Here is a 23,172-nt window from a genome sequence, read left to right as displayed (position 1 = left end):
CAAACCACTGTGAGGTAGATCATGACCGAAACTAAGGAATCGGCCGCCGAGGCACCCCCGGTTGCCTCGTTACCCGCCGTGCTCGGAGCACTGCAGGATCCGGTGCGATTGGAGATGGTGCGCCGACTCAGCAATGCGGGCACCGCCATGCGCTGTGGTGCGCTCTACGAGGTGATCAATAAATCCACCGCCACCCACCACTTCAAGATTCTGCGCGAAGCCGGTGTCATCGAGCGCCTGATCATCGACGGCCAGACCTGCCAGCGCCTGCGCTCCGAGGATCTCGACAATGCCCTGCCGGGCCTGCTGCCCTCGATCGTCGACGCCGCCAATCGCGCCCGCGGCGACTGATCCGCGGGCGGCCGACCGCCGGTCGTCGCTTTCGCACCACGGCGAACAATTGAGCGCCGCGCGCCAACCGCACAGGCGTCGAGACTCGATCACGGATCCACATATGCAGATCGAGCCCGGAGCGCATCACTCCGGCCCCCAGGGGGATCTACTTCAGCTCTCGACCAATCGCCGCACCGCGGCGGGCAACTCCCGAGTCCGCCGGTACGGCCCGGCCACGGAGGCCGCGAACGGCCGCGCCAGCAGGGTACGGGCGATTGCCGAAACCTCCTCGGTGGTCACCGCATCAATGCGGGCCAACGTCTCCGAGACGCTGCGGTGATTGCCGTAACTCAGTTCGCTGCGACCGATCCGGTTCATGCGCGACGCCGAATCCTCCAGTCCCAGTACCAGTCCGCCGCGCAACGAACCCTTGGCGCGCGCACATTCCGCATCGGTGATCCCGTTGGCCGCGATCTCCTCGAGCACGCCGCGCGCCAATGACGCCACCTTGCCCAGGTTCTCCGGCTGGCAGCCGATGTACACCGAGAACGCACCGGTATCGGCGAAGGTGTCCACGCTGGAGTACACCGAGTACGCCAGCCCGCGCTCCTCCCGAATGCGTTGGAACAGACGCGAACTCAGCCCACCGCCGACGACGGTATTGAGCACCGACAGCGGCCAGCGCCGCTCCCCCTCGTGTCGCCCGAAGGCACGCACGCCGAAGGCCAAGTGCGCCTGCTCGCTATCTCGGTGGCTCCAATGCAGTTGCGGCGCGCTGTGCGGTCGAAACCGGCCCTCCCGCCGGCGGGCGGGTTCGGCGGACGGATCGAGCCGGGGGCCGAACGCCCGGTGCACCAGTTCCACGGTGTGGTCGTGCTCCACATTGCCCGCGACCGCGACGACCATCCGGTCCGGCCGGTAGCGACGCAGATGGAAACCGCGCAGTTGCGCGGCATTCATCGCCTCGATGGTTTCGATGGAACCGATCACCGGACGCCCGATCGGATGATCACCGAAGAGCGCGGACAGGAATGCGTCGCCGACCAGATCCTCCGGATCGTCGTCGCGCATGGCGATCTCCTCGAGCACCACCTGCCGTTCGACGTCCACATCCTCGGCCCGGCACAGGCCGTTGAGTACGACATCGGAGACCATATCGACAGCCAGCGGCAGATCCTCGTCGAGGACGTGGGCGTAGTAGCAGGTCTGCTCCTTCGCGGTGAACGCGTTGAGCTCGCCGCCGACCGCGTCCATCGCCTGCGCGATATCCAGCGCCGAGCGAGTCGGAGTTGCCTTGAACAGCAAGTGTTCTAGAAAGTGCGCCGCGCCCGCGACACTGGGTCCCTCATCGCGCGAGCCGACCCCGACCCACACACCGATCGATGCCGAACGCACGCCGGGCACATGTTCGGTGACCACGCGAAGCCCGCCGGGCAACACGGTGCGCCGTACTCCGGAGTCGCTGCCCCGCATCTGATCCATCCGCAGCTCCAGAGACGAACCCCCCTGCTCGCCGCGGAGCAGAGGGGTTGCCGTCTTCTTCTTCGTCACAGAGACAAGTACTACTCGGTCTCCGCCGGGCCCGCATCAACGGCGTCGGCCGCCGCGGGCTCGTCGGCGTTCTCGTCGACGGGAACCAGCGAAATCTTGCCGCGGTTATCGATATCGGCGATCTCCACGCGCAGCTTGTCGCCGACGTTCACCACGTCCTCGACCTTGGCCACGCGCTTGCCGTTGCCCAGCTTGGAGATGTGCACCAGACCGTCGCGGCCGGGCAGCAGCGAGACGAACGCGCCGAAGGCAGTGGTCTTGACGACCGTGCCGAGGAAGCGCTCGCCGACCTTCGGCAGCTGCGGGTTCGCAATGGCGTTGATCTGGTCGATCGCCGCCTGCGCCGCCGGGCCGTTGGTCGCACCGACGTAGACGGTGCCGTCATCTTCGATCGAGATATTGGCGCCGGTCTCCTCGGTGATCTGGTTGATCACCTTGCCCTTCGGGCCGATGACCTCACCGATCTTGTCTACCGGGATCTTGATCGCGGTGACGCGCGGTGCGTACGGGCTCATCTCGTCCGGGGTGGCGATGGCCTCGGCCATGACCTCCAGGATCGTGGTGCGGGCGTCGTGCGCCTGGCTCAGCGCACCGGCCAGCACCTGCGAGGGGATGCCGTCCAGCTTGGTGTCCAGCTGCAGCGCGGTGACGAAGTCCGGGGTGCCGGCGACCTTGAAGTCCATATCGCCGAAGGCATCCTCGGCGCCGAGGATATCGGTCAGCGCGACGTAGCGGACCTCTTCCTCGCCCTTGTCGTTCGTGATGGTGTCCGACACCAGGCCCATGGCGATACCGGCGACCGGCGCCTTCAGCGGCACACCGGCGTTCAGCAACGACAGGGTCGAGGCGCAGACCGAACCCATCGAGGTGGAACCGTTGGAGCCCAACGCCTCCGAGACCTGACGGATGGCGTAGGGGAACTCTTCCTGGCTCGGCAGCACCGGGATGAGGGCGCGCTCGGCCAGCGCGCCGTGGCCGATCTCGCGACGCTTCGGCGAGCCGACGCGACCGGTCTCACCGGTGGAGAACGGCGGGAAGTTGTAGTGGTGCATGTACCGCTTGGAGGTCTCCGGGCCGAGCGAGTCGACCTGCTGGGCCATCTTCACCATATCGAGGGTGGTGACGCCCATGATCTGGGTCTCGCCACGCTCGAACAGCGCCGAACCGTGGGCCCGCGGAATCACCGCGACCTCGGCGGACAGGGCGCGAATATCGGCCAGACCGCGGCCGTCGATGCGGAAGCCGTCGGACAGAATGCGCTGGCGCACCAGCTTCTTGGTGACCGACCGGAACGCCGCGCCCAGCTCCTTCTCGCGACCGGTGAAATCGTCGACGAGCCGGTCCAGCACGGCGAGCTTGATCTCATCGATCTTCGCCTCGCGCTCCTGCTTGTCGGCGATCGACAGCGCCTCGCCCAGCTCGCGCTTGGCGGTGCCCTCGACGGCCTCGTAGACATCGGCCTCGTAGGGCGGGAAGAGCGGGAACTCCTCGGTCGGCTTGGACGCCAGCGAGGCCAGATCCTGCTGCGCCTTGCACAGGCGGGCGATGAACGGCTTGGCGGCCTCGAGGCCCTGCGCCACCACGGCCTCGGTCGGCGCCTGCGCGCCGCCCTCGACCAGCTCGATGACCTTCTCGGTGGCCTCGGCCTCGACCATCATGATGGCCACGTCGCCGGAATCGACGACCCGACCCGCGACGACCATGTCGAAGACCGCGCCCTCGAGCTGCTCGACGGTCGGGAACGCGACCCATTGACCGTCGATCAGCGCGACGCGCACGCCGCCGACCGGGCCGGAGAACGGCAGGCCGGCGATCTGGGTGGACGCGGAGGCGGCGTTGATGGCCACGACGTCGTACAGATCGTTCGGGTCCAGGCTCAGCACGGTGACCACGACCTGGATCTCATTGCGCAGGCCGTCGACGAAGGACGGACGCAGCGGACGGTCGATCAGGCGACAGGTCAGGATCGCGTCAGTGGAGGGGCGGCCCTCCCGACGGAAGAACGAACCCGGAATGCGGCCCGCGGCGTACATGCGCTCTTCGACGTCGACCGTCAGCGGAAAGAAGTCGAACTGGTCCTTGGGGTGCTTGCCCGCAGTGGTCGCGGACAGCAGCATGGTCTCGTCGTCCAGGTAGGCGACGACCGAACCGGCGGCCTGACGAGCCAGGCGGCCGGTCTCGAAGCGTACGGTGCGGGTTCCGTAGGTGCCGTTATCGATCAGCGCGACGGATTCGAACACACCGGGTTCGACCTCGATGGCCGACGATGTAGTTGTCTCTGACATTTTTCTGCTCTCAACCTCTCGTCTTCGCTGGATCGAGCGCCATCGGGGCGCGATCCAGCTGTCGTCAGCCGTACCGGATACGGACGCGCGGCAACCCTCCTGGCTGCAACGCGCACACCCGGCCGAATCCCCTTGGAAACGGCGACGCGGAGGCGGTCATCGATCGAAGCCCGCCGACGGCATCGCGCCTGTCGGGAGGCCACTACCGAAGACCGACGCCACGCGGGCGGGTGCATACGGCTGTGCAATGTTGTCGTGCAAACGGGGCGTGTATACCCCTCATACACATATAGCCAACGGGGAGATTGTACGTCTCCCCGTTGGCTACCTGACCGACCGCCTCGGGTAAGCAGCGTGTCGAGCGCTTCCGCGCTCGACCCCGCCATCACGGAGCCAGTCTTACGAGCGACGTTCGCGGCCCGAGACACCAGTGGCCGCGAACACGCCGCGCCGCAGGCGCGGCAAAGCGAACACAGTTACCGCCGCAGGCCGAGGCGCTCGATGAGCGAACGGTAGCGCTGGATGTCCTTGTCCGCGAGGTACTTCGACAGCCGCTTGCGACGACCGATCAGCGCCATCAGGCCGTGGCGGGTGTGGTGGTCGTGCTTGTGCTTCTTCAGGTGCTCGGTGATGTCGGCGATCCGCTTGGACAGCAGCGCGATCTGCGCCTCCGGGGATCCGGTGTCCTTCTCGTGCAGGCCGTACTCGGCGAGAATCGCCGACTTCTGCTCGGTGGTCAGCGCCATGGGGCATCCACTCCTATTTCTCAGTTCCGCGCTCGAGGATTCCGGTCAACCGGCCGGGTGCCGCCGCGGACCGCAGCAAACCCGAGGATCCACCTTACCGGATTCGGTTCGCCGTACCGAATCCGGTGCGCCGAACCGGATCGCGCGAGCAAATTCGCTGTTGGGAGCGTCAGTCGATGGCGGCGAGGACCTTGCGGGCGTTTTCCACGTCGCGCCCCATGGCCTCGAGTAGTTCATCGATGGAGTCGAACTTGCGCATGCCGCGTAGGTGCTCGACGAAATCCACCGCGACGTGTTGACCGTACAGATCGGCCTCCCGGTCGAGAACGTACGCCTCGACCGTGCGAGCCCGCCCGGAGAAGGTGGGATTGGTGCCGATCGAGATCGCGGCCATGGCCCGCTCCCCCGGTGTCACGGTGCCGATGGTCGGACCGGGACCGAGCACGGTGAACCAACCCGCGTACACCCCGTCGGCGGGGATGGCGGCATACATCGGCGGGGCGATATTCGCGGTGGGGAATCCGAGCTCGCGGCCGCGGCCGTCACCGTGCACGACCACGCCCTCGACGCGATGCGGGCGACCGAGCGCCTCGGCGGCCGCCGCCATATCGCCCGCGTCCACGCAGGCGCGGATGTAGGTCGAGGAGAAGGTGACCGCATGCTCGCTGAGCAACTTCACACCGTCGACCTCGAAGCCGAAGCGCTCACCCAGTTCGCGCATGGTGTCGATGGTGCCAGCGGCCTTCTTGCCGAAGGTGAAATTGTCACCCACCACGACCTCGGCCACATGCAACCGCTCGACCAGGAGATCGTGCACGTAGCTCGCCGGGGTCAGCTTCATGAATTCTTGGGTGAAGGGCATCACGCAGAACACGTCGACGCCGAGTTCTTCGGCCAACTCCGCACGCCGGGTCAGGGTGGTCAGCTGCGCCGGATGCGAGCCGGGACGCACCACTTCCATCGGATGCGGGTCGAAGGTCATCAACACTGCCGGAACTCCCCGCGCGGCAGCGGACTTCACCGCCCTGCTGATCAGCTGCGCGTGGCCGCGATGCACACCGTCGAATACGCCGATCGTGAGCACGCACCGCCCCCAGTCCGCGGGTACGTCGTCGAGGCTCCGCCATCTCTGCACAGTCCGCAGCCTACGCAAAACAGGTGTCGAACAGTATTCGGAGGTGCCGATCGACACACGATTCCGCGCCGCTCGTGTACACCCGGTGAATCGCCGGGTGCACTCGGGTGGCGTGATGTGTGAATCGACCGTCATATGCATAAGCTCGAACATGTGCCCGGTAAACGAGACATCGCAACCCGACGCGAGCTGGCCGACACCGCAGCGCAGCCGACCGAGACCACAGGCCCCCACGGCAGCACCGCAACGATTGCGCCGGAGCTCACCTCGGTCGCCCAGGACTATTTGAAAGTGATCTGGACCGCTCAGGAGTGGTCGCAGGAAAAGGTATCGACGAAGCTGCTCGCCGAACGGATCGGCGTCTCGGCCTCCACCGTCTCCGAGGCGGTCCGCAAGCTGGCCGATCAGGGCCTCGTCGAACACGCCCGGTACGGTTCCATCACCCTGACCGAACACGGCCGCCGCGCCGCCGTCGCCATGGTGCGTCGGCATCGGCTGATCGAAACCTTCCTCGTCAATGAACTCGGCTACGGCTGGGACGAGGTGCACGATGAGGCCGAGGTGCTCGAACACGCGGTGTCCGAACTGCTGATGGCGCGCATCGACGCGAAACTCGGCTATCCGGACCGGGATCCGCACGGCGATCCCATTCCGTCGGCCGACGGCGCGGTGCCCACCCCACCGGCCCGCCAGCTCAGCGACTTCCGCGCGGGTGAATCCGGCCATGTCGCACGGATTTCCGATGCGGACCCGGATATGCTGCGCTACTTCGATTCCGTCGGCATCGCGCTGGACACCCCGATCGTGGTGGTGGAGCGCCGAGACTTCGCGGGCACCATCGCGATTCGCATCGCGGATCGGACCATCGATCTGGGCAGCCCGGCGGCCGAGGCCATCTGGCTCAGCACCCGGGACTGAACGGGTCGGCAGGAGAAAGCGGGGCGCAGGCAGGCTTTGCCCCCTTCGCGGGCGCGACGAAAAGTCAGCGGGACAGAAAATCCAGCAGCGCACGGAATTCGGACGGAGACAGGTAGCCATCCCCATCCCTGTCCGCGGCCGCCAGCAATGATTCGGCGGGCTCGTCGATCAGGCCCGCACCGACGTGGCGGATGAGGGATTCGAGTTCTTCGACGGAGATCTTGCCGTCGCCGTTGATATCGAAGACCCGGAAGGCCGCATCGGCATCGGTGACCTCGATACGCCCGCCGACCAGCGCGGCGTCGAATTCGGCCCGGGAGACCAGGAAGTCACCGTTGGTATCGGCGGCGGCGACCATGCGTTCGACGGCCTCGTCATCGACTTCCAGTCCGAGTGAACGGATTCCGGTGGTGATGTCCTCGACCGACACCAGACCGTCGCCGTCGCGATCCCAGAGTTCGAACGTGTCGACGGGTTGTTCGCTCATTGCCCTACTGCCTTCTCCGCACTGTCCACCGCGGCCGCCGCAGCACACGGCTGCGCACGGCCACGGCCCACTGTACGGATTGCCGTGCCAGCGAACGACTCCAGCCGACGTGTTCCGATTCAGCGTGCGGCGGTGAGGCGCTCGGCACCGAGCGCAGCGCGGTTTTCATCCGCGGTGGCGAGCCAGAAGAAGATCGGCGGTAGCGCGAATTCGATTGCGGTCAGCACGATTTGGAACCAGTGCGGCCAGCCGTAGACGGCGACGGAGATCAGGCGGGCGACGCCGCTGAGCAGAAAGATTCCGGCGAGCCAGCGCACCGCCGATGCCGAGATGGGGACTTGGCGCGCGACCCAGATCCAGGCGACGCCGTATCCGATGAAGATACCGCCGAAGAAGCGGGTCTGGCTGTCGGCGGTGACGCCGGAGGAGCCCATGTCGGGGATGCCGTCGATACCGGCGGCCATGTGGAAGATGCCGATCCCCACGATGACGATGCCCATTGCCATGGACAGCCATTTGAGTGCCGTGGCCATGAAGTCCTCCTCTCGCTAGTAGACGTTTGTCTACTAAGCCCGACCCTACGACTCTTAGTAGACATACGTCAACTAAGCTTCGAGGGGTGACCCGCCGCCGCCTCGCTCCCGACGAACGCCGCCGCCTCCTGCTGGACGCGGGCGCGAAACTGTTCGCCGAACGCGCCTACGACGCGGTGCTGATGGAGGATGTGGCGGCCGCGGCCGGGGTCTCGCGCGCCCTGCTCTACCGCCATTTCCCGACCAAACGCGATCTCTTCGCAGGCGTGTACCAACTGGCCGCGGATCAGCTGCTTGTCGCCACCAAACTCGACACCGAAACCCCGCTACCCGAACAGCTCGCGGCCGGACTCGACGAACACTTCGACTATTTCGAGGCCAACGCCAATACCGTGGTCGCCGCCAATCGCCTGCTCGCGGGCGATCCGACCATCCAGGCGATCATCTCGGGCGAACTCGGTGAACTTCGCGCGCGCCTGCTCGACGTGATGGGCGTCGAAGGACCTACCCGCGAACTCACCTCATCGATCCTGACGAGCTGGCTGACCTTCGTCCGCGTCCTGTCGGTCGACTGGCTGGAAAACCGCACCTGCACACGCACCGAACTCCGCGATATCTGTGTCGGCGCCCTGCTCGGCGCCTTGGAACCGCTCGGCGCGTCGGAACCGCGTGGCGAGGTTACAGATTCGACGGACGCACGACCATGACCGAGGCCGCGCGTTTACCGCTCTCCCGCAGTAGCGCGATCGCGCGTCCGGCGGGGTCGATGGCGGCGTAGACACCGGAGATGCCGACCGGTTCGAGCCATCGGCCGTTGCGCAGATCCTCGGTCTGCTCGTCGTCGATATCGCGGCGCGGGAACGCGGTGCGGATGGCGTCGTCGATATCCAGGCTCAACAGCGATTCCTCGGCCTCGGCCGCCGCGGCCAGTTCGTCCAGGGTTCTGGCATGTTCGAGGGTGAACGGCCCGACCCTGGTGCGGCGCAGCGCGGTCAGATGCCCGCCGACGCCGAGCGCGGCGCCCAGATCGCGCGCGAGGGCACGGATGTAGGTGCCGGAGGAACATTCGACGACCACATCCAGATCGACGAATGCCGAAACATCCCGGCGGGCCAGGATATCGAAGCGAGAGACGGTGACCGGACGCGCGGCGAGCCGCACCTCCTCACCTGCCCGGTGCCGGGCGTACGCGCGTTCGCCGTTCACCTTGATGGCGCTGACCGTGGCCGGAACCTGCTCGATATCACCGGTCAATTTCGCGGTGTGCGCAGCGATCTCGGCATCGGTGAGATGGGTCGCCGATGCGGTCGCGAGTACCTCGCCCTCGGCATCGTCGGTGCTGGTGGCCTGGCCGAGCCGGATGGTCGCGGTATAGGCCTTGGTGGTCAGCGTGAGCAGGCCGAGCAGTTTGGTCGCGCGCTCGACGCCGAGTACCAGCACACCGGTGGCCATCGGATCGAGCGTCCCGGCATGTCCGACCTTCTTGGTGTGCAATAGCTTCCGACACTTCGCGACGACATCGTGGCTGGTCCAGCCGCCGTCCTTATCGACGATCAGCAGACCGCCGAGCGCATCGATCCGCGCGTCGGCCATCAGGTGTGCACGATCGCGGTCAGGATGAGCCCGTCACCGATCATCCAGCGGCCGTCGAATGAGATCAGCGGCGCGCCACCGTCATTGACCTGGCCGGGTACCAGGATCTGGCTGTGGAACGTGCCGGAGCCCGCACCGTCGGAGCTCTCATCGATGGTGAAGGTGATGTGGGCGTCCTCGAAGCCGAGCCAGCGCGCGGTCAACGGGAACCACGCCTTGTAGGTGGCTTCCTTCGCGCAGAACAGCAAGCGGTCCAGGTGCAGGCCGGAGCTGGCGGCGGTGGTCAGCCAGTCCCGCTCGGGCGGCAGGCTCACCGAATCCAATACGCCCTCGGGCAGGGTGCCGTGCGGTTCGGCATCGATGCCGATCGAGCGGAACCGCAGCTTGTGGCCCAATGCCGCCGCGCGGTAGCCGTCACAGTGGGTCAGGCTGCCGACGATCCCGCGCGGCCATATCGGCGCACCGCGCTCGCCCTTGCCGATCGCGACCGGTGGCTCACCCAGCTCCTGCAGTGCCAGCCGGGCGCAGTGCCGCGCACCGATGAAGTCGCGGCGACGCTTCTCCACCGACTTCTCGATGAGATGCGCCTCCGCCGGATGCGGCTGCAAATCCTCCGGGTACGCCAACAGTTCCGCCGAGGCGACACCCGCGGGAAGAATTTTCTCGATCATCACCGACGAGCCTAGTCGAGCCGCCCCGCCCACAGTCGCCTCGGGAGGCACGGCGCACCTTTCGGCGGAACCGCGCCGTCAGGGCTCACACACCGCGACGGCGTTGGGCCTTTTCGCGCATCTCGGCGGCCGCGGCCTCCATCTCGGGGGTGACCTGAAAGTGGCCGCCCCACTTGTTCAGCGAGCCCGGCGGGTACTCCGGCGTCGGGAGGATTTGGCGCAGCAGGCGGTCCGGCAGCCCGCGCCGCTGCCATTCGCGCGGATAGCCCAGCGACACCTCCTCGAAGCGCACGCCGTCGTAGTAGGAGGTGCGTGGGATGTGCAGGTGGCCGTAGACCGAGCAGACCACGTTGTAGCTGGTGTGCCAGTCGGCGGTCAGGTCGGTGCCGCACCAGAGCGCGAACTCCGGGTACCACAGCACGTCGGTGGGCTGACGGACCAGCGGGAAGTGGTTGATCAGCACGAGCGGCGTCTCGGGTGCCAGCGCGTCGAGTTTGCGCTTGGTCACCTGGACCCGGGCATGGCACCAGGCGTCACGTGTCAGATACGGGTCCGGCGAGAGCAGGTATTCGTCGGTGGCCACCACATTGCGCTCGCGCGCCAGGGCGAGTCCCTCGGCCTTGGTCTTGGTGCCCTTGGGCAGGAACGAGTAGTCGTAGAGCAGGAACATCGGGACCAGCGTCACCTGCCCGCCGTACGGCTCCGAACCCGCGCCGGTCCACGCCGGGAACGGATCCTCCGGTGTGATCACGTCGAGGTCCCGGCAGATCGACACCAGGTACTCGTAGCGTGCGACGCCGTGCATCTGCACCGGATCCTTCGCCGTGGTCCACAACTCGTGGTTGCCCGGTACCCAGATCACCTTGGCGAAGCGGCCGCGCAGCAGCTCCAGCGCCCAACGAATATCGTCGGACTTCTCTGCCACGTCCCCGGCCACAATGAGCCAGTCCTCGGGCGAATCCGCCCGAATCTGCTCGACAACCGGCCGATTCCCCTGGTGCCCGACATGAATGTCGCTCACCGCCATCAACTTGGGTATCACCACACCTACATTGGCACATCCATGCGAGTTGCCGCCGTTCGGCTCGATGATCATGGGCGCTGCCGATCGGCTACCGGCCGCGTTCGTATGGTCGGTCCGGGGCCTCGATCCGCCGATCGTCGCTGACCACGAAGGTCGGCGTCCGGTCCGGATCCCGCTGGGCACTGCCGGTTTCGACGACATCGCAAACCTCGAGCCGGGCGTCGTCCTCGATCACCTCCCGCATCCCGGCCAGATGGACGAGGACATATCGGGCATCGGCGACACAGCGGGTGATGACCACCCGCGACAGATCCGCTTCGGGCGCGTCCGGATGCTGTTGTTCGAGGTCCTCGGGCCGGATGACGGAACCTCTGATGGTGACCTCGCGACCGTCCAGGGAATGGCTGGCGTCGTGTAACGCCCGTTCCACCAGATCCACGATCGGAAGTGTCGGTGCGGGCTCCGACGGCAGCGACGGGAATGCCCACAGCTTCGGTTGCGCCGCAGGTAAATCGCGCGGAGCGACCTAGAACTGGTCACCGCCACGCCCGCGCCCAGGGCCGGTGGGGCGATGGGCAGGAGTGCGGCGACCGGCGAGGAACAGCCATGGCGCGCGACCGGAGCCGTACTCATGGTGGTGGTCGCCGTGCGGCAGAGCCGGACCCGATCTCGCTCGGCTATCCGAACCAGCGGATTCTCGCGGTCGCCGCGAAACCCGCCGCGACAGTGAGCTTTCCATTCTGTTCGCGGCGGCAGGATGCGATGGCGATATGGCAGGGGCGCGGGATATCGGGCGGAATTCGGACGCCTCCATCGATTTCGTAGCGCATATTCGTGACCTTCCAGGAACGGGCCCGGGGGTCGTCCGGTGTGGTCGGCGGTTGGTCGGAACGCACCACGGCCATGACCTCGGTGACGCCGACGGGCCAGGTAAAGATCAATAGGCCGGCCTGTTCGGCTAGCCCGCTGACGGCGGGGATGCCGCTCGGCGCGGGGTCATCCGGTGGCGATTGTTCTTGTCCACCTTGGGGTTTCACCGCTGGGCCGGTATCGGATCGGGTGATCTCGGAGTATCGGCCCGCGACGGCGGCTGCCACCGCGTATACCGGTTGTCCACCAGCGGGCGCACCACCGTCCTCGAGTTCGGTCGCCTGGGTGCGCCCGACGACCCGCCACGAACCGTCCGGCTGCAGCCTGGTCACCCGGTAGGCGACATTATTCGTCGATGACGGCGACCACGCGACGAGTACCGATCCATTCGCCAGCCGGGTGGCCTCGACCCGCTGTGGCGCCTCGACCGGCGTTTCCGCGAGCGCGGTGACCGCACCGGCATGATCGGCGCACACCGCCATCGCAGCGAGCAGCCCGGGCGTTCTGGCATCGGCCGGTCCGGCCTGCGCCGCGGCGACGAGCCGATCCGCTTCGGCGATGGCCTGTCCGGCTTCGGCGAGCAGCTGATCGATGCTCGGCATCTGGTTCGGCGGAAGCAGATCGGATGCAGTGCGCCGCAACTGCTCCAGGTGCGCAAGCGCCTCGACATACCGCTTGCCCGCACAGGCGGTCGTCGCGCCGCGCCAGCACTCCTCCGCCTCGGTCAATACCCGGTCCACCTCATCGGCTACCGAACGAATCGGGGTGAGGCCCGCCCCATCGGAGCCGACAAGTCGGCGCGCCTCCTCGACATGCCGCGCGGCCTCCCGCGGGCGACCACCGCGCAACGCAGCCCGAGCGGCCTTCAATGGGGCTTCCCAGAGTCTGGGGGCCGGTGGGGGCGGTATCGGCGCCGCGCCCGAATGTGATTCGCGTCCCTGATGCGTCGGCACACCGGTCGGCGAATTGTCCACTCGCGCACCGAGTTGCGTGGCGATCTCGGTGAGCACCCGGGTCGCATCGGCCCGATCCAGCCCCAACCGCATCGCCTCATCGAGCAGATACCGGAAGTCGTCGCCGACGAGTTCGTCCTCCACCAGCACGGCCGCCCTGACCTTCGGCCGCAGTTCGTCGGCGACATCCTCGGCCACCGCGCGAAGATAGTCCCGCAGTGTCGCCGCACCCGACTCGAGCACATCGTGGACGTGAATGAGCAACTCGTCCAATACCACTCGAATGCGCCCCGGCGGCAGCTCGCGTGACCGTGCGCGCAATGCCTCCGCGCGCAGCCGAATCTCGTGGGACTGAGCGGCTTTGGACGGATCGACGCGCAGCAGCGCGAACAGTGTCGGCGTCGGCTCACCGTCGATCAGTCGCTCCCATTCACTGAGCAACTGCCGAATCTGCTGTCTGCGTTGCTCAGTGAGCACAGCGACGGGCACGGGCTTGTCCTCGATGACCCGATGTCTGCGCAGCCTGGTCGCGACCTCGGCGGCGCTGAGCCCGCCCATCGCGCCGATCTCCTCGAGTCCGGGAATCTTCCCGGCCGGTACCCCGCCGTGCCGCTGCACCAAGCGTGATATCGCCGCGTCCAATATCTCGTACCGATCCGCATCCCGCTGCGCGCGGACCTCTCGGACCCGCGTCGTCTCCACGCGACGCACCGCGGAATCCAGCAGCAGGCGCGACAGCCTTGGATGCGCGTCGACCAGCAGTCCAACGAGCACCCGATACTTCGGATGGTCGCGCTGTCGCTGCCAGAAGCCCCAGACCTCTTCGACCCGCGCGGCGACCTCGGCATCGCTCAGCGACTCCGCTTCCTCCAGTGGAATGTCGTAGAGCTCGAAGGGATCCGACTCCTCGATCCCGCCGCGGCGCTCGACATCGGCGAGCACTCGCTTGCGGTAGTCGTTCGGGCTGAACGGCTGCATGGCCGCGGCTCAGCTGTCGCGACGGCGCGTGCGCTGGACCTGATCCAGTTCGCGTGCCACATCTGCCTGGGACAGGGTCGCGCCGGTCTGCGCGGTCAGCGTCAGCGGCATATCGGCGTCGACGTGATGGCAGGTGACGTGCAGGACGCCGTCGAAGCCCATCTCGAAGGTCACCCGCACCTCGCTGCCCTCGGGATAGCCCGCGGGGATGCCGCGAATGCGGCCCTCCACCAGCACCTTCGTATCCTCGGGCCGCAGCGATGCCGCTTGGCCCTGCTGCTCGACAATGGTCAGCGCGATCTCGTCCTGGTCCGCGCGCACGGTGCCGAAGGACCGGCGCACCTTCACCGGCAGAGTGGAATTGCGCTGCACCAGCCAGGTCGCCGCCAGCCCGTGCTGATAGTCCAGCGCAAGCACGCCGAAGCCGCGCGACACGACGGTATCGACCTGGATTTCGAGCATCCGGCGCACCGTAGTGACCGGCTGGCCGAAGGATGCCGCGACACGGGCAATGGACTGGTCCAGCTCGGCGGGTGCGGCGTCGTGGATATCCGCGCCGTCACGCAGTCGGCCGCGCGTGGTGAGGTCGGCGAGAATCAGGCGCTCCATCTCGAGCTTTTCGCCGTAGAGCGCCGCACCGCGCGCCACCGACAGGTCGGGATCGCGCAGTTCGCCCGCGAGGCCGAGTTCCCTGTGCAGTTCGCGTGCCACCATCGGCATTCGTGACGACCCGCCGACCAGCAGCAATCGGTCGACGGATGCGACACCGCGCTTACTCGCCGCGGCCAGGCAGTCACGGGTGAGGTCGATGGTGCGGCGCATCAGCGAGGACGTCATCGCATCGACTTCATCGCGCGCCAATGGGATCACGGCTCGGGCGCCATCGTGCGCGATCACCACATCGGTGCGGTCGGCGTCGGTCAACTCGCGCTTGGCACGCTCGGCGGCGAGCACCAGCATCTGCGAACCCGCCGAATCATCCAGTGGGTCTTCGGCATCCGGATTCGCTTCGCAGAACTTCTGCGACAGGTACAGCGCGATGCGCTCGTCCCAGTCCGCACCGCCGAGTTGGTGATCGCCCTCGACCGCGAGCACCGAAATGCGACGGTCGGCCAACTCGATGACAGTGGCGTCGAACGTACCGCCGCCCAGGTCGTAGACGAGCACCGTCTCGCGCGCCCTTTGCTTGCCGACATCCACACTGCCGTCGAGTCTGCCGAAACCGTAGGCGAGCGCGGCGGCGATCGGTTCGGACAGCACACCGGCGACATCGAAGCCCGCATAGGTGCCCGCCTGGATGGTCGCGCGCCGCTCCTCGTCACCGAAATAGGCGGGAACGGTGATGACCACGCGGTTCACCGGTTCGCCGCCACCGAATTCCGCATCCGAGGCAAGGCTTTTCAGGATGAGCGCCGAAACCGCGGGTGCCGACCAGGTCTGCCCGTGCGCGGCGAAACGCCAATCGGTATCGCCCATCCGCCGTTTCACCAGCGCGCACACATGCTCGGGATCGAGCCGGGCCTGCCGCCGCGCACCCTCGCCGACCAGATGGTCGAATGCGGAGGCGAACAAGACAACCGACGGCACGGTCGCCTCGCCGTTCAAACCGATCATTACCTCGGGTCGACCGTCGGCGTCGATCCGCGCGATTGCCGAGTTCGTTGTGCCCAGGTCGATCCCGTAGACCCCCATGAGACGCGATGGTAGCAGCCGGATCCGACACCCGACCATCGGTCGATTCGCGAATCCGGCTGACGCCCAATCCAATCGGCCTGATCTCGGGTTATGGTGCGATCATGACCGAATCAGCGGCCCAGCGGAGCGACGCTTCCGCGCGGCCCGAAGCACCCTCGGCCGAACAACCTCTGGTGTCCGACGACTCGGCGCACACCATCGCGCACTTGGTCGAGTCCCAGGCGCGGCTCGGAGAACGGATCGAAGACCTGGGCCGCGTGATCGCCCGCCAAGCCGCGACCATCGAACGTCTCGCCGACGACGCGAAGGCGCGTGCCGAACGGGACCGCACCGGTGCCGATCTGCCCCTCATCGTCGAACTTTTCGCCCTGCACGGCGACACCACGGCCTGTGCTACGACGGCCGAATCGGCCCGCGAGCGAGACGCTTTCGCGGCCATCATCACCCGGATCGAACGACTCATCGTCGGCCGGGGCGGCAGTCTGGTCACGCCGCACGCCGACGACGCCTTCGACGCACTCACCATGGAGGCCGCGGACACCACGAAGACCGATGATCCGGAGTTGGATCGCACCGTGGATTCGGTCCTCCGGACCGGCCTGATCGTCGCCGGTCGCTCCATTCGTCCCGCGGGTGTGGTGGTCCGCCGCTACCAGGCTCCGGCGTCCGGAGCCTAGGGAGCCGCACCGAGCGGCGACTGTCCACTCCCCCAACGACGCATTCGATCCCACGAACAATCTATGTCCGCAGTAGCGGCACTCTTGGCGTCGTCGAACCGAGGCGCGGCCGACCGCGTCAGCTGACCTGACGCGGAATCTCGGTGCCGACTCTGGCCCAGCGACCGGATTCGGCGCGCCAGATCACCGCGACCAGACGCAACACCATGAATGCGACCAACCCGGTCCAGATGCCGGCAATGCCCCAATCGAAGATCAGGGCGAGCCAGATGGCGGGCAGGAAGCCGAACAGGGCGGCACCGAGGGTGGTGTTGCGGAGGTAGGCGGCGTCACCCGCGCCGAGCAGGACGCCGTCGAGGGCGAAGACGATGCCCGCGATCGGAATGATGGCGACGAAGAACCACCATGCGATATGGGTGCGATCCAGAACGGCGGGGTCGTCGGTGAACAGCTTAGGGATCACGCTGGCGCCCGCCGCGAAGACCGCCGCCAGCGCCAGCGCGAATGCAGCCGACCAGCGAGTGATGCGCCGCGCCAGTCCGCGCGCGCCGGATGCGTCGCCCGCGCCGAGCGCCGCGCCGACCAGGGTTTGGGCGGCGATCGCCAGCGAATCCAGGGTCAGGGCCAGGAAATTCCAGAGCTGCAGAACCAGTTGATGTGCGGCCACCGATGCCGCACCGAATCGGGCGGCGACCGCTGCCGCGGAGACGAAACTCGCCTGGAAGGCGAGGCTGCGGGCGATCAGGTCACGCCCGAGCACGAGTTGGGCCCGCATCACCGACCAGTGCGGCGCCAGCGAAACACGTTCGCGCACCAGCGCACTCAGGAACAGCCCGGCCGTCACGGCTTGGCCGGTGGCATTCGCGACCGCCGAACCGGCCAACTCCCATCGCGGCGCACCCAGCAACCCGTGCACCAGCGCCGGGCAGAGCACCCCCGAAACCAGCAGCCCGGCAATAACGAACAGCAGCGGCCTACGCGTCTCCTGCACCCCACGCATCCAGCCGTTGCCCGCCATCGCGATCAAGATCAACGGCACACCGAACAACGCGATCCGCACCCAGACCAGCGCCGACCCGGCGATATCCCCGCCACCGGCGATCACATTCGTCAGGGGAACCGCAACCGCCTGTCCCACAACAAGAATCAGCGTTCCGGCACATATGGCGACCCAAGTCGCCTGCACCCCTTCCCCTATCGCACCGCGCTCATCACCGGCCCCGTGCCGCCGCGCCGCCCGCGCCGTAGTCCCATACGACAGAAACGTCAGCTGTGAACTGACCTGCGCCAGAATCAATCCACCAACCGCGAGACCAGCCAATGCCAATGCCCCGAGCCGCCCCACCACTGCCAGGTCGAACAGCAGGTAGATGGGTTCGGCCACCAGCACGCCCAAAGTCGGCAGCGCAAGCCCGAGAATCCGTCGGGGGCCAACCGCGCCAACCGAATCCGGCGCATCCCCGCTGACCGCCGAGGCAGCCGCAAACTCCGATATCCGATCCGCCACCGAATCGCGGCCATCCCCCACTGCTCCAGGCGAGGAATCGGCTCGTGTCTCACCCATCAATGCACCGTTCCCGACTCCGCCGGATCCCAGGGGTGCCATCCACCCCGAAGCGAGAGCTCGGCGACGGCGCGCACGGACAGAACGATCCATCACCCCACTGCTCGACCGGACAGCCGACGGCCGCTGTGCTCACCCGAGTTCGGCCAGCAGTGCCGCGACTACCGACTCCGATGTGCCGGTCGTGGTGTACCCAGCGGCGAACCGATGTCCACCACCGCCCAAAGACGCCGCGACCGTAGCGACATCGACGCCGTCCTGCGCACCGGGCGCACTATCGCGCGAACGCAGCGAGACGGTCCACCGATCCGCGACGGTGCGCGATTGCTTGAACACGGCGGCGACCCCGGCTTCGGCAGTGGTGCGGACGATATCGACCACACTCTCCACTTCTTCCGAACGCACCCCATCGACATCCTCACGGCGCACAAAGGCATACACCAGCCCGGTCCCGCCGCCCGCCTCCGGCTCCAACCGCGCCGTACCGAGCACCCGCGACAACATCGGCAACCAGCCGAACGGATGCGTATCCATCAGTGACCGGGTGATTTCCGCACCGTCGATGCCGGTGGCCAGCAGCCGTTCGGCCAGCTGATGGGTGCCTGGACGCACCCAGCGGAACGACCCGGTATCGGTGACCAACCCGGCGTAGAGGCAATGTGCCACTTCGGAATCGATCGGCACCTGCCAGGCATCGAGCACTCGGGCGATCAGACTCGTCGTCGACTCCGCGCCCGCGTCGATCACATTGATCGTCCCGAACCGGGTATTGGAGCGGTGATGGTCGAGCACCAAAGTCGTTCGGGCTCCGGCCAATCGATCGGCGAGCGCGCCCAGCCGGCCAGCACTACCGCAATCCACGGTGACGAGCAGATCCACCTCGGCCGGTACCTCGCCGGGCGGCACCAGATGTCGCACGCCGGGCAATGTCCGCATCGTGGCGGGCAGTTCGGCGGGTTCGGCGAACGACACCCAGACCGGAATGCCCCGACGGTGCAGCACCAAGGCCAAAGCGAGCCCGCTGCCGATGGTGTCGGCATCGGGCTGCACATGACACAGGATGGTGACCGAACGCGCCGCGTTCAGTGCGGCAACGGCCGGTCCGAGCTGGACCGCCACATCGAGATCGACCCCCCTGGCACCCGGGTCGGCGGGCATCGTTGTCATCGCCTACCGCACGTCACTCGTCGGATTCGCGTTCGACCTTGTACGGGTCGGCAGCACCGGCATGGGTGGCGGTGGCCGCCACCTTCGCGACCGCGTCATCAGCGGCCCGCGCCCTGGCCAGCAGCTCCTCCATATCCCGCGCGGCGTCGGGCACCTTGTCGAGCACGAACGCCAACGTCGGGGTGAACTTCACGCCGGTGCCAGCGCCCACCTTGGAGCGCAGCACCCCCTTCGCCTTCTCCAGACCAGCGGCCGCGGCCGCGTAATCCGGTTCCACGTCGAGGGTTTCGCCCATCACCGTGTAGTACACCGTCGCCTCGCGCAGATCACCGGTGACCTTCGCATCGGTGATGGTCACGAAATTCAGACGCGGATCCTTCACCTCGTATTCGATCGCGGTCGCCACGATCGCGGAAATCCGCTTGGCGAGTCGGCGTGCCCTGGCTTGATCCACCATGGCTGAACCCTCCTCACTACTAACTATTGAACTCGTCAGTCCTCGGGTCCGAAGATCCTGCGGCGCACTGCCAGCAACTCTAACTCCGGACGTGCCGCGACGTGTCGTTCACATTTGTCGAGCACCTCGGTCAGATGGTCCATCCCGGAACTGACCATGGCAACCCCCAGCAATGAGCGACGATGGCGGTCTTGTTCCCCACCCTCAGCGGCACTCACACCGAAGCGCTGCAATTCGGCCAGGACGGGCCGGATCACCGAACGCTTCTGCTTCAGCGAGTGCACATCTCCGAGCAGGATGTCGAACTCCAGTGCACCCAGGTACACCAAGCCTCCTGTATCGGTGCCTACGAAAAGGTTGTCTCGGTGGCCCGGCACGGCGTCGATACCGTGCCGGACCACCGGCACACAATCAGTCGCGCGGCTTCTCGCGCAGCTCGTAGGCCTCGATCACGTCGCCTTCCTTGATGTCGTTGTAGGTCAACGTCATACCGCATTCGAAGCCCTCGCGGACCTCGGTGACGTCATCCTTTTCCCGCCTCAAGGTGGAGATCGTGACCGTCTCGGCGACCACCACGTTGTCACGCAGCAAGCGCGCCTTGGCATTGCGCTTGACCGAACCCGAGGTGACCATGCAGCCGGCGATATTGCCGACCTTCGACGAACGGAAGATCGCGCGGATCTCCGCCCGGCCCAGCTCGACCTCTTCGTAGATCGGCTTGAGCATGCCCTTGAGGGCCTTCTCGATCTCGTCGATGGCCTGGTAGATCACCGAGTAGTACCGAATGTCCACGCCTTCGCGGTTGGCCAGCTCGGTCGCCTTGCCCTCGGCCCGGACATTGAACCCGATGATGATCGCGTTCGACGCCGACGCCAGGTTGACGTTGGTTTCGGTGACACCACCGACACCGCGGTCGATGACCCGAAGGCGCACCTCGTCATCAATCTGGATACCGAGCAGCGCCTCCTCGAGGGCCTCGACGGTACCGGAGTTGTCGCCCTTGAGGATCAGGTTGAGCTCCGAAGTCTCCTTCAGCGCGGCATCCAGATCTTCCAGGCTGATCCGCTTGCGGCTGCGCGCGGCCAGTGCGTTGCGCTTGCGCGCATTGCGGCGGTCGGCGATCTGGCGAGCGATCCGGTCCTCATCGACCACGAGCAGGTTGTCACCGGCGCCCGGCACCGACGTGAAGCCGATGACCTGGACCGGCCGCGACGGCAGCGCCGCGGCGACATCGTCGCCGTGCTCGTCGACCATGCGGCGGACGCGACCGTAAGCGTCGCCCGCCACAATCGAGTCGCCGACGCGCAGCGTGCCGCGCTGGATGAGCACGGTCGCCACCGGGCCACGGCCGCGGTCGAGGTGCGCCTCGATGGCGACACCCTGGGCGTCCATATCCGGGTTGGCCCGCAGGTCCAGCGCCGCGTCCGCGGTCAGCAGCACCGCCTCGAGCAGCTGCTCGATATTGGTGCCCTGCTTGGCGGAGATGTCGACGAACATGGTGTCACCACCGTATTCCTCGGCAACCAGGTTGTATTCGGTCAGCTGCTGCCGGATCTTGTCCGGGTTCGCGCCTTCCTTATCGATCTTGTTGACCGCCACCACGATCGGCACATCAGCCGCCTGCGCGTGGTTGATCGCCTCCACCGTCTGCGGCATGACGCCGTCGTCGGCGGCGACCACCAGGATCGCGATATCGGTGGCCTTCGCACCACGGGCACGCATGGCGGTGAACGCCTCGTGACCCGGGGTGTCGATGAAGGTGATGAGCCGGTCGTTGTCGCCCAGATGGGTGAGCACCTGGTAGGCGCCGATGTGCTGGGTGATGCCACCGGCCTCGCCCTCACGGACGTTGGCCTTACGGATCGTGTCGAGCAGTCGGGTCTTACCGTGGTCGACGTGACCCATGACGGTCACCACCGGCGGACGCTGTTCGAGGTCTTCCTCGCCGCCCTCGTCCTCACCGTAGGTCAGGTCGAACGATTCCAGCAGCTCGCGGTCCTCGTCCTCGGGGCTGACCACATGCACGACGTAGTTCATCTCGCTGCCGAGCAGCTCGAGGGTCTCGTCGTTCACCGACTGGGTCGCGGTGACCATCTCACCGAGGTTGAACAGAGCCTGCACCAAGGCAGCCGGGTTCGCATCGATCTTCTCCGCGAAGTCCGAGAGCGACGCGCCACGGGCGAGACGGATGATCTCGCCGTTGCCGCGTGGCAGACGAACGCCGCCGACGGCGGGCGCTTGCATGCTTTCGTACTCGGCGCGCTTCGCCCGCTTCGACTTGCGGCCACGACGAGGCGCGCCACCGGGACGACCGAACGCACCGGCCGCACCGCCACGGCCACCGGGACCACCCGGACGACCGCCGCCACCGCCACCGGGACGACCGCGGAAACCACCGGCCGCGGGAGCACCCGCACCGGCACCGGGGGCACCCGTGCCGCCGCCGCCCTGGCCACCGCGGTAGCCACCGCCACCGCCGCCGCCACCGGGACGACCGCCGCCACCACCCGGACCGCCACCGGGACGACCCGGACGGCCCGCACCTGCGCCGCCGCCCGGACCCGGACGGGCCGAACGCGCGGGCATGGCACCGGGATTCGGGCGCGGCGGCATCGAGCCGGGGCTCGGCCGCGGACCACCGGGACGCGGACCACCTTGGCCGGGACCCGGACGCCGCTCGCCCTGGGCGCCACCCGGACGGGGACCGGGACCGCCCTGGGCCGGACCCGGACGCGGACCCTGGCCGGGACCCGGACGCGGACCCTGGCCGGGACCCGGACGGGGCCCACCCTGACCGGGGGCCGGACGCGGCGCGGGACGCTCACGATCGGGCGCGGAGGAGAAGGGATTGTTGCCGACACGCGGGGCCTTCGGACCCGGCTTCGGTCCGGCCGCGGCCGGACCACCAGGACGCGGACCACCCTGCGCGGGTGCACCCGGACGGTGCTGACCGGGACGTGCGCCACCCGGCGTCGGGCGGGGTCCGCCCTGAGCCGGAGCGCTCGGCGCCGGAGCGGCCTTCGCGGCCGGGGCCGCCGGGGTCTCCTGGACCGGGGTGGTGTCCCGCGGGGCGGGCTTGGCCGCAGGACCGGGACGCACGGCCGGGCCGGGACGGACCGCATCGGACGGGCGGGCAGCCGGAGCCGCCGTCTCACGGGCGGCCGGAGCCGCTGGGGTCGCCGCCTGCGCAGGCGCTGGGGTACGTGGACCCGGACGCGGACCGCCTGCGGCGGGCTTCGCGGCCGGAGTGCTCGACGGTGCGGAACCGGGGCGCGCCCCGGACTTCGCAGCGCCGTTCGCCGGGGCGGACTTGCCTGCCACCGACTCGCGCAGCCGACGTGCGACGGGTGCTTCCACCGTCGAGGACGCCGACTTCACGAACTCGCCCTGCTCCTTGAGCCGTGCGAGTAGTTCTTTGCTCGTGACACCGAGTTCTTTGGCCAACTCGTGCACGCGGGCCTTGCCTGCCACTGCTCTCCTCACTGAGAGGTCGAGCAGTGTCTCCGCCTTGGGAAGGCGGGCCCGCACGACCTCG

General features: G+C 67.5%; 21 protein-coding genes. 4 read left to right on the top strand and 17 right to left on the bottom strand.

Annotated features, from left to right (window positions below; genetic code table 11):
• Positions 1 to 21: 21 nt before the first annotated feature.
• Positions 22 to 351 (top strand): ArsR/SmtB family transcription factor, encoded by a 330-nt coding sequence (locus tag ACQP2D_RS12070; protein WP_433683794.1) that lies wholly within the window; start codon positions 22 to 24, stop codon positions 349 to 351.
• A 153-nt stretch (positions 352 to 504) separates the two neighbouring features.
• Here the strand turns inward: ACQP2D_RS12070 and ACQP2D_RS12065 are convergent, their stop codons facing one another.
• The 4 genes from ACQP2D_RS12065 to ACQP2D_RS12050 all read right to left on the bottom strand — a co-directional run bounded on the left by ACQP2D_RS12065 (position 505) and on the right by ACQP2D_RS12050 (position 6,050).
• Positions 505 to 1,815 (bottom strand): M16 family metallopeptidase, encoded by a 1,311-nt coding sequence (locus ACQP2D_RS12065; RefSeq protein WP_433683793.1) that lies wholly within the window; start codon positions 1,813 to 1,815, stop codon positions 505 to 507.
• An 80-nt stretch (positions 1,816 to 1,895) separates the two neighbouring features.
• Positions 1,896 to 4,169, bottom strand: coding sequence for a polyribonucleotide nucleotidyltransferase (locus ACQP2D_RS12060; protein WP_433683792.1), 2,274 nt, complete (start codon positions 4,167 to 4,169; stop codon positions 1,896 to 1,898).
• A 476-nt stretch (positions 4,170 to 4,645) separates the two neighbouring features.
• Positions 4,646 to 4,915, bottom strand: coding sequence for a 30S ribosomal protein S15 (gene rpsO, locus ACQP2D_RS12055; protein WP_062991119.1), 270 nt, complete (start codon positions 4,913 to 4,915; stop codon positions 4,646 to 4,648).
• A 169-nt stretch (positions 4,916 to 5,084) separates the two neighbouring features.
• Positions 5,085 to 6,050: a bifunctional riboflavin kinase/FAD synthetase gene (locus ACQP2D_RS12050; protein WP_433683791.1), complete on the bottom strand. Its 966-nt coding sequence runs from the start codon at positions 6,048 to 6,050 to the stop codon at positions 5,085 to 5,087.
• A 135-nt stretch (positions 6,051 to 6,185) separates the two neighbouring features.
• On the opposite strand from ACQP2D_RS12050, the gene mntR reads away from it, so the two are divergent.
• Positions 6,186 to 6,968 (top strand): manganese-binding transcriptional regulator MntR, encoded by a 783-nt coding sequence (gene mntR, locus ACQP2D_RS12045; protein ID WP_355177682.1) that lies wholly within the window; start codon positions 6,186 to 6,188, stop codon positions 6,966 to 6,968.
• A gap of 64 nt (positions 6,969 to 7,032) precedes the next feature.
• Here the strand turns inward: mntR and ACQP2D_RS12040 are convergent, their stop codons facing one another.
• Positions 7,033 to 7,455, bottom strand: coding sequence for an EF-hand domain-containing protein (locus ACQP2D_RS12040; protein WP_433683790.1), 423 nt, complete (start codon positions 7,453 to 7,455; stop codon positions 7,033 to 7,035).
• Between the two features lie 119 nt (positions 7,456 to 7,574).
• Positions 7,575 to 7,988 carry a DUF4345 domain-containing protein gene (locus tag ACQP2D_RS12035; RefSeq protein ID WP_433683789.1) on the bottom strand — a complete coding sequence of 138 codons (414 nt, stop codon included), beginning with the start codon at positions 7,986 to 7,988 and terminating at the stop codon, positions 7,575 to 7,577.
• An 86-nt stretch (positions 7,989 to 8,074) separates the two neighbouring features.
• Here ACQP2D_RS12035 and ACQP2D_RS12030 point away from each other — a divergent pair, with 86 nt between their 5' ends.
• Positions 8,075 to 8,695, top strand: coding sequence for a TetR/AcrR family transcriptional regulator (locus tag ACQP2D_RS12030; RefSeq protein WP_433683788.1), 621 nt, complete (start codon positions 8,075 to 8,077; stop codon positions 8,693 to 8,695).
• On the opposite strand, the gene truB is transcribed toward ACQP2D_RS12030, so the two are convergent.
• From truB to ACQP2D_RS12000, 6 genes are all read right to left on the bottom strand, one after another.
• Positions 8,667 to 9,581 (bottom strand): tRNA pseudouridine(55) synthase TruB, encoded by a 915-nt coding sequence (gene truB / locus ACQP2D_RS12025; protein WP_433683787.1) that lies wholly within the window; start codon positions 9,579 to 9,581, stop codon positions 8,667 to 8,669. The two genes, ACQP2D_RS12030 and truB, sit on opposite strands and share 29 nt — an antisense overlap.
• Positions 9,581 to 10,252: a 4'-phosphopantetheinyl transferase Npt gene (gene npt / locus ACQP2D_RS12020; protein WP_433683786.1), complete on the bottom strand. Its 672-nt coding sequence runs from the start codon at positions 10,250 to 10,252 to the stop codon at positions 9,581 to 9,583. Before npt ends, truB begins: the two co-directional genes overlap by 1 nt.
• 85 nt (positions 10,253 to 10,337) lie before the next feature.
• Positions 10,338 to 11,294, bottom strand: coding sequence for a metallophosphoesterase family protein (locus ACQP2D_RS12015; protein ID WP_433685624.1), 957 nt, complete (start codon positions 11,292 to 11,294; stop codon positions 10,338 to 10,340).
• 70 nt (positions 11,295 to 11,364) lie between these two features.
• Positions 11,365 to 11,715, bottom strand: a complete 351-nt coding sequence (locus tag ACQP2D_RS12010; protein WP_433683785.1) for a hypothetical protein — start codon at positions 11,713 to 11,715, stop codon at positions 11,365 to 11,367.
• A gap of 238 nt (positions 11,716 to 11,953) precedes the next feature.
• Positions 11,954 to 14,077, bottom strand: a complete 2,124-nt coding sequence (locus ACQP2D_RS12005) for an Ig-like domain repeat protein (RefSeq protein ID WP_433683784.1) — start codon at positions 14,075 to 14,077, stop codon at positions 11,954 to 11,956.
• A 9-nt stretch (positions 14,078 to 14,086) separates the two neighbouring features.
• Positions 14,087 to 15,769 (bottom strand): Hsp70 family protein, encoded by a 1,683-nt coding sequence (locus ACQP2D_RS12000; protein ID WP_433683783.1) that lies wholly within the window; start codon positions 15,767 to 15,769, stop codon positions 14,087 to 14,089.
• 104 nt (positions 15,770 to 15,873) lie between these two features.
• On the opposite strand from ACQP2D_RS12000, the gene ACQP2D_RS11995 reads away from it, so the two are divergent.
• Positions 15,874 to 16,449: a nucleotide exchange factor GrpE gene (locus ACQP2D_RS11995; protein WP_433683782.1), complete on the top strand. Its 576-nt coding sequence runs from the start codon at positions 15,874 to 15,876 to the stop codon at positions 16,447 to 16,449.
• A 118-nt stretch (positions 16,450 to 16,567) separates the two neighbouring features.
• Here the strand turns inward: ACQP2D_RS11995 and ACQP2D_RS11990 are convergent, their stop codons facing one another.
• The 5 genes from ACQP2D_RS11990 to infB form a co-directional block, all read right to left on the bottom strand.
• The gene (locus tag ACQP2D_RS11990; protein ID WP_433683781.1) at positions 16,568 to 18,013 is read right to left on the bottom strand and encodes an MATE family efflux transporter; all 1,446 of its coding nucleotides are present in this window, start codon (positions 18,011 to 18,013) and stop codon (positions 16,568 to 16,570) included.
• Between the two features lie 132 nt (positions 18,014 to 18,145).
• Positions 18,146 to 19,171 (bottom strand): DHH family phosphoesterase, encoded by a 1,026-nt coding sequence (locus ACQP2D_RS11985; protein ID WP_433685622.1) that lies wholly within the window; start codon positions 19,169 to 19,171, stop codon positions 18,146 to 18,148.
• Between the two features lie 22 nt (positions 19,172 to 19,193).
• A complete protein-coding gene (rbfA, locus tag ACQP2D_RS11980; protein WP_433683780.1) occupies positions 19,194 to 19,637 on the bottom strand; it encodes a 30S ribosome-binding factor RbfA in 444 nt (147 codons plus the stop codon).
• Between the two features lie 35 nt (positions 19,638 to 19,672).
• Entirely contained in the window at positions 19,673 to 19,963 is a 291-nt protein-coding gene (locus ACQP2D_RS11975) for a DUF503 domain-containing protein (protein WP_040693064.1), read from the bottom strand.
• Positions 19,964 to 20,048: 85 nt separating this feature from the next.
• Complete coding sequence (gene infB / locus ACQP2D_RS11970; protein ID WP_433683779.1) at positions 20,049 to 23,108, bottom strand: translation initiation factor IF-2; 3,060 nt, start codon at positions 23,106 to 23,108, stop codon at positions 20,049 to 20,051.
• Between the last annotated feature and the right edge of the window lie 64 nt (positions 23,109 to 23,172).

This window comes from Nocardia sp. CA-119907, assembly GCF_050955995.1.
In the GTDB taxonomy this organism is placed as follows: domain Bacteria; phylum Actinomycetota; class Actinomycetes; order Mycobacteriales; family Mycobacteriaceae; genus Nocardia.
This window is presented reverse-complemented; position numbering and strand designations above follow the sequence as displayed.